This is a genomic window from Marinobacter sp. C7 (assembly GCF_022343555.1).
Classification (GTDB): Bacteria; Pseudomonadota; Gammaproteobacteria; order Pseudomonadales; family Oleiphilaceae; genus Marinobacter.
This window is the reverse complement of record NZ_JAKQZH010000001.1, coordinates 1594259-1605872: the sequence shown is the minus strand read 5'-3', so window position 1 is coordinate 1605872 and position 11614 is coordinate 1594259. Positions and strand designations below refer to the sequence as shown.

General features: G+C 57.9%; 10 protein-coding genes. 2 read left to right on the top strand and 8 right to left on the bottom strand.

Features of this window, described 5'->3' with window-relative positions; all coding sequences use genetic code 11:
- Positions 1 to 270 precede the first annotated feature (270 nt).
- The 4 genes from asd to leuC all read right to left on the bottom strand — a co-directional run bounded on the left by asd (position 271) and on the right by leuC (position 4707).
- Entirely contained in the window at positions 271 to 1386 is a 1116-nt protein-coding gene (asd, locus tag MD273_RS07375) for an aspartate-semialdehyde dehydrogenase (protein ID WP_239037094.1), read from the bottom strand.
- A gap of 133 nt (positions 1387 to 1519) precedes the next feature.
- Positions 1520 to 2593, bottom strand: coding sequence for a 3-isopropylmalate dehydrogenase (gene leuB, locus MD273_RS07370; RefSeq protein ID WP_239037093.1), 1074 nt, complete (start codon positions 2591 to 2593; stop codon positions 1520 to 1522).
- 30 nt (positions 2594 to 2623) lie between these two features.
- The gene (gene leuD / locus MD273_RS07365) at positions 2624 to 3271 is read right to left on the bottom strand and encodes a 3-isopropylmalate dehydratase small subunit (RefSeq protein ID WP_239037092.1); all 648 of its coding nucleotides are present in this window, start codon (positions 3269 to 3271) and stop codon (positions 2624 to 2626) included.
- A 17-nt stretch (positions 3272 to 3288) separates the two neighbouring features.
- Positions 3289 to 4707, bottom strand: a complete 1419-nt coding sequence (leuC, locus tag MD273_RS07360; RefSeq protein WP_239037091.1) for a 3-isopropylmalate dehydratase large subunit — start codon at positions 4705 to 4707, stop codon at positions 3289 to 3291.
- Positions 4708 to 4895: 188 nt separating this feature from the next.
- On the opposite strand from leuC, the gene MD273_RS07355 reads away from it, so the two are divergent.
- Together MD273_RS07355 and MD273_RS07350 are read left to right on the top strand one after the other, a co-directional pair.
- Positions 4896 to 5777 (top strand): LysR family transcriptional regulator, encoded by an 882-nt coding sequence (locus MD273_RS07355; RefSeq protein ID WP_239037090.1) that lies wholly within the window; start codon positions 4896 to 4898, stop codon positions 5775 to 5777.
- A 23-nt stretch (positions 5778 to 5800) separates the two neighbouring features.
- Positions 5801 to 6949: a PilT/PilU family type 4a pilus ATPase gene (locus tag MD273_RS07350; protein WP_239037089.1), complete on the top strand. Its 1149-nt coding sequence runs from the start codon at positions 5801 to 5803 to the stop codon at positions 6947 to 6949.
- A 9-nt stretch (positions 6950 to 6958) separates the two neighbouring features.
- On the opposite strand, the gene MD273_RS07345 is transcribed toward MD273_RS07350, so the two are convergent.
- The 4 genes from MD273_RS07345 to MD273_RS07330 all read right to left on the bottom strand — a co-directional run bounded on the left by MD273_RS07345 (position 6959) and on the right by MD273_RS07330 (position 11611).
- Positions 6959 to 8161 carry an MFS transporter gene (locus tag MD273_RS07345; protein ID WP_239037088.1) on the bottom strand — a complete coding sequence of 401 codons (1203 nt, stop codon included), beginning with the start codon at positions 8159 to 8161 and terminating at the stop codon, positions 6959 to 6961.
- Between the two features lie 114 nt (positions 8162 to 8275).
- A complete protein-coding gene (gene aroC, locus MD273_RS07340; protein WP_239037087.1) occupies positions 8276 to 9370 on the bottom strand; it encodes a chorismate synthase in 1095 nt (364 codons plus the stop codon).
- Between the two features lie 37 nt (positions 9371 to 9407).
- A complete protein-coding gene (gene prmB / locus MD273_RS07335) occupies positions 9408 to 10310 on the bottom strand; it encodes a 50S ribosomal protein L3 N(5)-glutamine methyltransferase (protein ID WP_239037086.1) in 903 nt (300 codons plus the stop codon).
- A gap of 89 nt (positions 10311 to 10399) precedes the next feature.
- Positions 10400 to 11611 (bottom strand): patatin-like phospholipase family protein, encoded by a 1212-nt coding sequence (locus MD273_RS07330; RefSeq protein ID WP_239037085.1) that lies wholly within the window; start codon positions 11609 to 11611, stop codon positions 10400 to 10402.
- Positions 11612 to 11614: the final 3 nt, after the last annotated feature.

The window sequence follows — 11614 nt, the reverse complement described above, 5'->3', positions numbered from 1 at the left end:
AAAACAGAATCGGATGAGGTTGGATGACTTCCGTCTGGATAATGTTCGTTATTATGTCGCGATTTTAATAATCAATTTCGCAAGTATTGTTGATAAAGCCTCGTTTATCAATCAATCAGCTGCAATCCTTGCACCACTTTTTTATCTTTGATTCGGAACCCCTCAGGTTCCCTGAAAATAACAGGGGCGGAGGCCGAAATCAGCCTCCGCCCCTAACCGGTTTTCTGAAACCGGACACAGTTGGCATTAATTACCCCTGTGTAACACTTCTTAACGCTCCTGAAGGATCCGGAGCATGCGGCGCAGCGGCTCCGCAGCGCCCCACAACAGCTGGTCCCCTACGGTGAACGCGGAGATATACTCCGGCCCCATGGCCAGCTTGCGGATCCGTCCGATGGGGATGCTGAGTGTCCCGGTCACCTTCGCCGGAGTCAGCTCCTCCATGGTCGCGTCGCGATCGTTCGGGATAACCTTCACCCAGTCGTTGGCCTTGGCGAGGATGCCCTCGATCTCGGACACCGACAGGTCCTTCTTGAGCTTGATGGTCAGCGCCTGACTGTGGGAACGCATCGCGCCGATACGGACACAGATGCCATCGATGGGAATCGGGTTATCGCTACGACCAAGAATCTTGTTGGTCTCAACACCCGCTTTCCACTCTTCCTTGCTCATGCCGTTATCGAGTTGCTTGTCGATGAACGGAATCAGGCTACCTGCCAGAGGCACCCCGAAGTTTTCGGTCGGGAAATCACCGGAGCGCATGGTGTCAGTCACCTTGCGATCAATTTCCAGGATGGCAGAGGACGGATCGTCCAGCTCCGATTTCACGGCGCTGTTGAGAGCACCCATCTGGTTCAGGAGCTCCCGCATGTGCTTGGCACCGGAACCGGAAGCAGCCTGATAGGTCATGGGAGACACCCACTCGATCAGGTCCTGCTCGAGCAGCCCGCCGAGGGCCAGCATCATCAGGCTGACGGTGCAGTTGCCACCGACGTAATCCTTCACGCCCTTGTCCAGGGCATCATCGATCACGTTGCGGTTAACCGGGTCCAGGACGATCACGGAATGATCAACCATCCGCAGTGTGGAAGCGGCGTCGATCCAGTAGCCTTCCCAGCCTGCGTCGCGCAGTTTCTGGTAGACCTCGCCGGTGTAATCGCCACCCTGGCAGGTCACGATCACGTCCATGGTTTTGAGAGTATCGATATCAAAAGCGTCCTGCAGCGGCGGAACGCCTTCCTTGCCAACATCCGGGGCCGGCTTCCCGGTCTGGGAGGTGGAGAAAAACACCGGATCGATGTCAGCAAAATCGTTTTCTTCACGCATGCGCTGCATGAGGACCGAGCCCACCATGCCACGCCAACCTACAAGTCCAACTCGCTTCATGTGCGACCTTTGAACCTCGTTGATTTATGCCCGCCCGCTACCGTTATCGCTGGCAGGGACAGGATGGATGATCCCGCGGCAACTGCATCCTGTTGCCGTCGGGTCTCAATCGGCCTGAACCTGAATCGCCCGCTCAGAGAGCCGCGAGCACCGCCTCACCCATTTCCCGGGTGGACACTTTCTGCGCGCCTTCAGACATGATATCCGCAGTGCGCAAACCCTGGTCCAGTACCTTGCTGACTGCCGCTTCGATGGCTTCTGCGGCCTTTTCCTCGCCCAGGCTGTAACGCAACATCATGGCAGCACTGAGGATGGTAGCCAGCGGATTGGCAATGCCCTGACCGGCAATGTCCGGAGCCGAACCGTGGCAGGGCTCGTACATGCCCTGCTTCTGCGAGTTCAGTGACGCGGACGGCAACATGCCGATGGAACCGGTGAGCATAGCCGCTTCGTCCGAAAGAATATCACCAAACATGTTGCCAGTCACAATTACATCGAACTGCTTGGGCGCTCGAACCAGCTGCATGGCGGCGTTATCCACATACATGTGGGACAGTTCCACGTCCGGGTATTCACGCTTCAGGTCTTCCATGATTTCCCGCCACAGAACAGTCACTTCCAGCACATTGGCCTTATCCACGGAGCAGAGTTTCTTGCCGCGCTGCTGGGCCGCCTCGAAAGCCACCCGACCTATACGACGAATTTCCGATTCGGTGTAGGCATAAGTGTTGTAGCCCTGGCGCTCGCCATTCTCGAGTTCACGCACGCCACGGGGCTGACCGAAGTAGATGCCGCCGGTCAGCTCGCGCACAATCATGATATCCAGCCCCGAGACCACTTCCGGCTTGAGCGAGGACGCGGAGGCGAGTTGCGGGTAGAGGATGGCCGGACGCAGGTTGGCAAACAGCTGCAGGTTTGAGCGCAGGCCCAGCAGACCCTTCTCCGGGCGTTTCGCCATCGGCAAGCTATCCCACTGGGGACCGCCGACCGCGCCGAGCAGAATCGCGTCGGCCGCCTTGGCTTTCTCAAGCGTTTCCTCAGGCAGCGGCGTGTCTGCTTCATCAATGGCAGCACCGCCGACCAGCGCGCTTTCGAAGCTCAACCCCAGGCTGAACTGGTCGTTCACCTTGTTCAGGACTTTTTCAGCCTCGGCAACAATTTCAGGGCCGATTCCGTCACCCGGGAGCATGAGAATATTTCTGGACATGAAGTTCTTCCTTAAAGTCAGTGAGCTTGATCAGTTGCCGGCATTGAACAGCCAGGGTGCGGTCTGCCTGCGCTTTTCTTCATAGTCGCGGATCAGATCCGCATCCTCGAGAGTCACACCGATATCATCCAGGCCGTTGAGCAGGCAGTGCCGGCGAAAATCATCGACATCGAAACTGAAGGACTCGCCGGATGGCGTGGTCACGGTCTTCGCCTGCAGATCCACTGTCAGCTGGTAGCCTTCATTTTTCTCCGCCTCGCGGAACAACTGGTCAACGACTTCTTCAGGTAAAACAATGGGTAACAAGCCATTTTTGAAGCAGTTGTTGTAGAAGATATCGGCAAAGCTCGGAGCAATAATGACCCGGAAACCAAAGTCATCCAGCGCCCAGGGCGCATGCTCACGGCTGGAGCCACACCCAAAGTTGCTGCGGGCCAACAGCACACTGGCGCCCTTGTAGCGATCCTGGTTCAGCACGAAATCGGGATTCAGCGGGCGCTCTGAGCAATCCTGGTCCGGCTTGCCCTCGTCCAGGTATCGCAGCTCATCAAACAGATTGGGACCGAAGCCGGTACGCTTGATGGATTTCAGAAACTGTTTGGGAATGATCATGTCCGTGTCCACATTGGAACGGTCCATGGGGGCAACAATTCCCTGGTGTTGCGTAAATGCTCGCATGGTCTCTCTCCTGTGGCTCAGTGCATCAATTCACGGACATCAACAAAATGGCCGGTCACCGCGGCGGCGGCGGCCATGCCCGGGCTCACGAGGTGGGTACGACCACCGAAGCCCTGACGGCCCTCGAAGTTCCGGTTCGAAGTGGAGGCACAATGCTCGCCCTGCCCCAGCTTGTCGGCATTCATGGCCAGACACATGGAGCAGCCCGGGTCGCGCCATTCCAGACCGGCCTCGATAAAGATCTTGTCCAGACCTTCCTGTTCAGCCTGCGCTTTTACCAGACCGGAGCCCGGCACGACCATCGCCTGCTTGAGGCTGGGCGATACCTTGCGCCCCTTGACCACAGCAGCGGCTTCGCGCAAATCCTCGATACGGCTGTTGGTACAGGAACCGATGAAGACCCGATCGAGCTGGATGTCGGTGATCTTCTGGTTCGGCTGCAGCCCCATGTACTTGAGCGCCCGGACAATGCCCTCGCGCTTGATGGGATCTTCTTCCCTGGCCGGATCCGGCACGGCCCCATCGACGCCCGTCACCATTTCCGGCGAGGTACCCCAGCTCACCTGAGGCATGATAGCGGAGCCATCGAGTTCGACTACCTTGTCGAAGACCGCGTCGTCGTCGCTGTGCAGGGTGCGCCAGTAGTCTACGGCTTTGTCCCAGGTTTCGCCCTTCGGAGCGAACGGGCGGCCTTTGACGTAATCAATGGTGGTGTCATCTACAGCCACCATACCGACGCGGGCGCCGGCCTCGATGGACATGTTGCAGATCGTCATCCGGCCTTCCATGCTGAGGCCACGGATGGCTTCACCACCAAACTCGATGGCATAGCCCGTGCCGCCGGCAGTGCCAATCTTGCCGATAATGGCCAGCACGACGTCCTTGCCGGTCACGCCGGGACCCAACTTGCCGTTGACCTTGACCAGCATGTTTTTCATCTTCTTCTGCACCAGGCACTGGGTGGCCAGTACATGTTCCACCTCGGAGGTGCCGATACCGTGCGCCAGGCAGCCGAAGGCGCCGTGGGTAGAGGTGTGGGAATCACCACATACGATGCTCATACCCGGCAGGGTAGCGCCCTGCTCCGGCCCGATGACGTGGACGATGCCCTGGCGCTGGTCCTTGATCTTGAATTCGAGGATGCCGAATTCGTCGCAGTTCTTGTCGAGGGTTTCAACCTGGGTCCGGGATACGGGGTCGACAATGCCGTCGATGCCTTTGTCACGATCGGTGGTCGGGACGTTGTGATCCGGGGTGGCGATGTTGGCGTCGATGCGCCAGGGTTTGCGGCCGGCGAGGCGCAGGCCTTCGAATGCTTGCGGTGAGGTGACTTCGTGCAGCAGCTGACGGTCGATGTAGATCAGTGCGGAGCCGTCGTCCCGCTGTTTGACCAGGTGGTCGTCCCACAATTTGTCGTATAAGGTCTTGCCCGCCATGGTTCTCTCTCACTCTCTGGGGGTTTCTGGTTTTGACTTCATTGTTGGCTATGTTACTCCCCTGGCCTGCATAACCTCAATTCATGTTTTTTATTCTTTGCATTCCGTTTCGGCATATTTTACTTTGGGCGAAAGGTCTGGGTTGAGCCCCCGAACCTGTGAATGCCACCAAGAGGAAGGGCCTCGAAATGGATTCCAATTCTCTGAGAGCGTTTCTAACCATTGTCGACCAAGGCTCCTTTTCAGAAGCCGCAGAAGTTTTGCATCTTACCCAGCCGGCGATCAGCAAACGCCTGGCAGCTCTGGAGAACCAACTGGGCGCGAAGCTGATCGACCGTAGCCACCGCGAAATCCGACTGACCGATGCGGGAACCCGATTGCTGCCCCACGCTCGGAAGATCCTGGACGAGATTCACAACGCCCGGGTGGCGCTCTTGGCGGATGACGGAGAGGTAAGCGGAGATCTGGAGATTATCGCGTCGCACCACATCGGCCTGCATCATCTGCCCAATTGGCTAAGGCGTTTTTCCCGTGACTATCCGGAAGTACGGTTGAATCTGCAGTTCATGGAGTCGGATGCCGCTTACGCGCAGATGCTTAAACGTAACGCGGAGCTGGCCTTTGTCACACTCAGTGACAGTATGGGAAGCCAGTTCGTGGTATACGAACAGTGGTCCGATCCCATGGCGTTTGTGGTCGGGCGGGATCATGAGTTGTCGGGACAGGTTTCGGCATCGCTTGAGGATCTTGCCGGCCATCCCGCTCTTTTACCCGATACCACAACGGCCACCTATCGGACTGTCAGTCGCCTTTTTCTCGAGGCGAATCTTCCGCTGAAACAGCAGATACCGACCAATTACCTTGAGACGCTAAAGATGATGACGAGTGTCGGGCTAGGCTGGAGTGTTTTACCGGTGAGCATGCTGGATGAATCGGTCCACCAGCTGGATACCGGGTATCCCGTTAACCGGATGCTCGGAGGTATCGGTGTGGCTGGGCGCCAGCTCAGTCAGGCAGCGCGGGCGCTGCTGTCGGTGGTGCGGGAGGAGGAAGCGGGTGACCCCAAATAAATCATTGACGATCAGGAGACGACATGGGCTTTGACGATTACCTCAAGATTCTGGCCAAGCACGATGGCTCGGACCTTTACCTGAGCACCGGCGCCCCGCCCTGCGCCAAATTCCACGGCTCACTAAAGCCCATCGACCGGTCTCCCATGGGCCCCGGGGCAATCAAGGACATCGCCTACACCATCATGGACGATGAGCAAATCGCGGAGTTCGAACAGGAGCTCGAAATGAACCTCGCGTACAGCATCCGCAACGTGGGCCGGTTCCGGATCAATATTTTCCGGCAACGTAACGAGATTTCGATTGTCGCCCGGAACATCGTGACTGAAATCCCGAACGCCGACGATCTTGGCCTGCCACCCATCCTCAAGGATGTGGTGATGGCCAAGCGGGGCCTGGTGCTCTTTGTCGGCGCAACAGGTTCCGGCAAATCCACATCCCTGGCGGCTCTTATCGATCATCGGAACACCAACTCTGCCGGTCACATCATTACCATCGAAGATCCGGTGGAGTACATTCACCGCCACAAAAAGTGCATCGTTAACCAGCGCGAGGTGGGCGTTGATACCCGGAGCTTCCAGAAAGCGCTCAAGAACACCCTGCGTCAGGCGCCGGATGTCATCCTGATCGGCGAGATCCGGGACCGCGAAACCATGGAGCATGCCCTGGCTTTTGCCGAGACCGGGCACCTGTGCATTTCCACTTTGCACGCCAACAACGCCAACCAGGCGCTGGATCGCATCATCAACTTCTTCCCCGAGGAACGTCGCCCGCAATTGCTGATGGACCTTGCCATGAACCTGCGCGCCTTCGTATCCCAACGGCTGGTTCCGACCGTTGATAAAAAACGTTGTGCGGCCATCGAGATCCTGCTGGGCACGCCCACCATCAGCGAGCTGATCCTGCGCGGTGAAATCGAGGGCATCAAGGAAATCATGGAGAAGTCAGCCAACATAGGCATGCAGACTTTCGATCTCGCGCTGTTCAACCTTTGGAAGGAAGGCAAGATTTCTGAGGATGAAGCGCTGAAGAATGCCGACTCCGCCAATAACCTGCGCCTGAAGATCAAGCTGCACGGTCAGGGAGATGCTGACTCGTCCGCCGCTTCGGGTCCGACCGGAAGCGGTCTTTCGCTCAAGATCGAAGAAGACGAGGAAGATCCGGAAGAGTAATTCAACACGTCAGATATCGTCTGGCGGCGGCCTAAGGCCCCGCCAGGTGATCAACACCGCCAGCGCCATGGCCACAGCGCCCCCCCAAAATGCTGCAGAAGTATTGATACCTTCCACAAGGAAGCCTGAAATCCACGCACCAGCGGCTCCTCCGGCTCCGAAAGTAAGCCCGCTGTACAGGGCCTGGCCCTGGCCATGATGATGTTTGCCGAAAAAACCCTGGATGTACTGGACTGAAATCGCGTGAAGCGCCCCATAGGAAGCGGCGTGCAGAAGCTGCGCGAAGATAAGTACCAGAATCACATCGGTCAGCTCGGCAATCAGCGCCCAGCGAATCATCGTCAGCATCAGCGCCCCGATGGCAATCTGCCGGACCGTGAAACGCCGGGTAAACCTGTGCATCACCAGAAACAGACCGATCTCGGCAACCACGCCGAGGGACCACAACAGCCCGATCGGTAACTTGCCATAACCGTGCTGCTCAAGGTGGATACTGAAAAACGTGTAGTACGGGCCGTGCGAAACCTGGAGCAGGAAGTTCATCAGAAAGAAGGTGACAACCGCCGGATGGGTCACAATTCGCTTGAGGCTGCCCTTGGGGGCCTGCGGTTTAACTTCACCCTTTTCTGATGGCACCAGAAACGCAGATACCGCTATACCTGCGAAAACCGGTAGCAACAGCCATGGGAGGTACCCAACCGGAACAATCTCGAGAATTCCCCCCACTCCGGCTACCGCCGCGATAAACCCGACCGAGCCCCAAAGGCGAACCCGTCCATACTTCTCTTTCTGACTACCCAGCGTGCGAAGAGTGATTACCTCGTACAGGGGCAGGATCGCGTTCCAGAAAAAGGTAAACGCGAGCATCACCAGCAGGAGGCCATAGAAACCAGGCTCGAGGAAGACCCCTGCAAAGAAGAGAGAACCAGTAATAGCGCCAAACCTGACCAACCGTACCCGCTGGCCACTCTTGTCGCCGAGCCACCCCCATACACTCGGGGCAACGATCTTTGTCAACTGGATGGTCGCCATCAGCGTGGCGATCTGAAGATAGGTGTAACCCTGCCCCTCAAGGTACAGAGACCAATATGGAAGCAGTCCGCCCAGAAGGGCGAAGAACCAGAAATAGAGATTGGAAAGCCGCCAGTAAATACCAGGACTCCTAAAGAAGTATCGTGAGATTTGGCGGCTGCGACCCGGCAGACCGTTCAAAAATGTGAAGCGCCATGGATGGCGCGACCGAGCCCTACAGGGACGTATTCACGGGCGTTTTTTGAACGGACTGCCCGGCCGCAGCCGCTTTTCCCAGTTCAAAGGCCAGCAGCATCAAAGCTGCCCGAGGACAGGCGTGGAGACTTCCACATCACCATTCTGACCCCGGTGGCGCAGGTAGTGATCCATCAGAACAATCGCCATCATGGCTTCGGCAATCGGCGTGGCCCGGATCCCGACACAGGGATCGTGACGGCCGGTGGTTATGACTTCCACCGGATTCCCGTTCACATCGATACTGCGGCCCGGCAGACGGAGACTGGAGGTCGGCTTCAGGGCGATGCTTGCCACGATGGGCTGACCAGAGGAAATGCCACCAAGCACGCCGCCGGCATTGTTGGACAGGAAGCCCTCAGGCGTCATCTCATCCCGGTGCTCGGTGCCCTTCTGTTCTACGGAATCGAAACCGGCCCCGATCTCCACACCCTTCACCGCGTTGATACTCATCAACGCATGGGCGAGATCAGCATCGAGACGGTCGAAGATCGGCTCGCCAAGGCCGGGAGGTACCCCTTCCGCCACCACATTAATCCGGGCGCCAATGGAATCACCCTCTTTCCGGAGTGCGTCCATGTAGTCTTCCATTTCCGGCACCTTATCGGCATCTGGGCAAAAGAACGGATTCTGGTGCACCTGATCCCAGTCGAGCTTTTCCGCCTTGATCGGTCCAAGCTGGGAAAGGTAGCCGCGGATCCGGATGCCCAAGCGCTGTTCCAGAAACTTCCGGGCGACAGCGCCGGCAGCAACACGCATGGCGGTTTCGCGGGCAGAAGAACGACCGCCGCCGCGGTAGTCACGAACACCATACTTGTGCATGTAGGTGTAGTCGGCATGGGCCGGGCGGAACTGCTCGGAAATCTTGGAATAGTCTTTGGAGCGCTGATCGGTATTCTCGATGATCAGGCCGATGGGCGTTCCCGTGGTCTTGCCCTCGAACACCCCGGACAGGATCCGTACTTCGTCCGCCTCGCGGCGCTGGGTGGTGTGGCGCGAAGTGCCCGGCTTGCGTCGATCCAGATCCCGCTGCATGTCGGCTTCCGAAAGCTCCAGGCCCGGTGGGCAGCCGTCGATAATGCACCCCAGAGCGGCCCCATGGCTCTCACCGAAGGTGGTTACTGTGAAGAGTTTTCCAAAGCTATTTCCCGACATGATTCAGTATCTTATCCAGTTCTTGTGAGAATTTGGTTTAACTTCGGGCCCGCCAGGCTCGAAGATCTCCCGCCCGCAGCAGGAACACGCCGTCACCGCCGTTTTCAAACTCAAGCCAAGTGAACGGCAGGTCCGGATAGGCCTGGTCCAGGGCGACCCAGCTGTTGCCCACTTCCACGATCAGCAGACCATCTTCGGTGAGGTGGTCAGCCGCCTTCGCGAGGATCCGGTGTGCGATATCCAGGCCATCCGCGCCCGCTGCCAGCCCAAGTTCCGGCTCATGGCGGTACTCGTCCGGCATGTCCGCGAGGTCCTCCGCATCGACATACGGCGGGTTACTCAGGATAACGTCGTAGCGGCCGGTAATGTTCTCGAATACATCAGACTGTACGGTATGGACCCGGTTGCGGACGTCATGAAGATCAATATTCGACTCCGCTACCGCCAGCGCATCCCCGGAAATATCGGACAAGTCCACTTCCGCCTCTTCGAACACCATGGCCGCCCCAATGCCGATACAACCACTACCGGTACAAAGATCCAGAACCCGGCTGATTTCGGTATCACCCAACCAGGGCTGGAGGCCGTTTTCCAGAAGCTCACCGATCGGCGACCGGGGAACCAGCACACGCTCGTCAACATGGAACGGCATGCCCATGAACCATGCCTCACCGAGGAGGTACGCGAGCGGGACACGCTCATTCACCCGACGTTCGATCCGGTCGAGTATCGTGGCCCGTTCGTCCCGGGTAAGTCGGGCATCGAGAAACAGGGTGTTGTTTTCCAGCGGCAGGTTCAGGCTGCGCATCACCAGTTGAACAGCCTCATCCCAGACATTATCAGTGCCGTGGCCAAAGAACAGTGGAGACGCGGCAAACTGCGTCGAGGCAAAGCGAAGGTAATCGCGAACGGTCTGGAGGTCATCGATGGGGCTGGTCACAAGGATCTTTTCCTGTTCTGGCGCATGTCAGCGCGGGATTATACGCTGTTTAGCCCCGCTCCTGCAGCCTAAACCCATCCAGACACGACTCAGATAGCCAACGGGCCGGAACTGCTCCTGTTTGCCTCGAACCGGTCAAGCGCCGCCGTCATCCGCTCCCGCCCAAGCTGAATAAGCTCCGGAGCCTTATGGTAGTCATAGGTTCGGCAGGCGTTCTTGGGTACGTTGACGAGGAGATCCGGGGGATAACCAGCGATCTTGTACTGAACCAATGCACTCTGCATGGTTTCAATGGTCAGGTTCATCACGTCGAATTTGCCGATGCCCAGCTTGTCCCAGTCTATGGTTTCGTGATCTTCCTGATTTTTTTTCTCCGCTGGCTTCTTTCCATGGTGCTTGTGATTCTCTTTCTTGTGCAATTCCTTGCTCAGTTTCTCCTCGGCACTCTCGCCATTGTCAGCCTTCCGGGAGCCCAGCGACTTGATGGTATCCCAGTCAAACCAGCGTGACGCCTTGTCGCGGATAGCATCAACCCACTCCTCCATGTCCGAGGCATCCTGATCATGGACAAAAGCCGCATCCGGAATCCGTTGGCGCCGGTCATCCTCGCCGCTGAGATTGACCGCAACAATGAGGTCCGCGTGGGCAGAAATGGTAGGAATGATGGGCAAGGGGTTCAGCAACGCACCATCCACCAGCACACGACCATTCAGCACCAGCGGAGTGACAACGCTGGGGATGGCCACCGACGCGCGGATAGCCTGGTCCAGCGGGCCCTCCTGGAACCAGACCTCCTTGTGGGCAAGCAGGTCGGTTGCGACCGCCGTATACGCCAATGGAAGATCCTCGATGCGGGTATCGCCCAGCATGTCCCGCACCACCGAAAAAATCTTCTCTCCCCGAATGGCACCCACGGAGCTGAACGTGACATCCAGAAGCTTGAGCACGTCAAACTGGCCCAGCCCGGTCACCCAGTCCTTGTAGTCTTTCATCTTTCCGGCCGCGTACATGCCGCCGATCAATGCCCCCATGGAGCAACCCGAAATCGCCACGATTTCGTAACCGCGCTCCGCCAGGATTTCTATGGCGCCAATGTGGGCATAGCCCCGTGCCCCTCCGCTTCCGAGGGTCAGCGCAACGGTCTGCTTGCGTTTGGTGCCGGCCGGGTGTTTCCGGGTATCTGCAGGAGCCTCCGCCGCAGAGACGTCGGAACTCTGGAGAACCTTGGAAATATTATCCTGGGGACTCTCCGAATCCGGCTTATCCGGGGCGTCGCCATTGGTATCCGGTTCCTTGGCCATGAT

What these genes read in the sequence shown, in the direction of transcription:
- asd (WP_239037094.1), bottom strand. Translation starts at nt 1,386, where the DNA reads ATGAAGCGAGTTGGACTTGTAGGTTGGCGTGGCATGGTGGGCTCGGTC.
- leuB (WP_239037093.1), bottom strand. Translation starts at nt 2,593, where the DNA reads ATGTCCAGAAATATTCTCATGCTCCCGGGTGACGGAATCGGCCCTGAA.
- leuD (WP_239037092.1), bottom strand. Translation starts at nt 3,271, where the DNA reads ATGCGAGCATTTACGCAACACCAGGGAATTGTTGCCCCCATGGACCGT.
- leuC (WP_239037091.1), bottom strand. Translation starts at nt 4,707, where the DNA reads ATGGCGGGCAAGACCTTATACGACAAATTGTGGGACGACCACCTGGTC.
- MD273_RS07355 (WP_239037090.1), top strand. Translation starts at nt 4,896, where the DNA reads ATGGATTCCAATTCTCTGAGAGCGTTTCTAACCATTGTCGACCAAGGC.
- MD273_RS07350 (WP_239037089.1), top strand. Translation starts at nt 5,801, where the DNA reads ATGGGCTTTGACGATTACCTCAAGATTCTGGCCAAGCACGATGGCTCG.
- aroC (WP_239037087.1), bottom strand. Translation starts at nt 9,370, where the DNA reads ATGTCGGGAAATAGCTTTGGAAAACTCTTCACAGTAACCACCTTCGGT.
- MD273_RS07330 (WP_239037085.1), bottom strand. Translation starts at nt 11,611, where the DNA reads ATGGCCAAGGAACCGGATACCAATGGCGACGCCCCGGATAAGCCGGAT.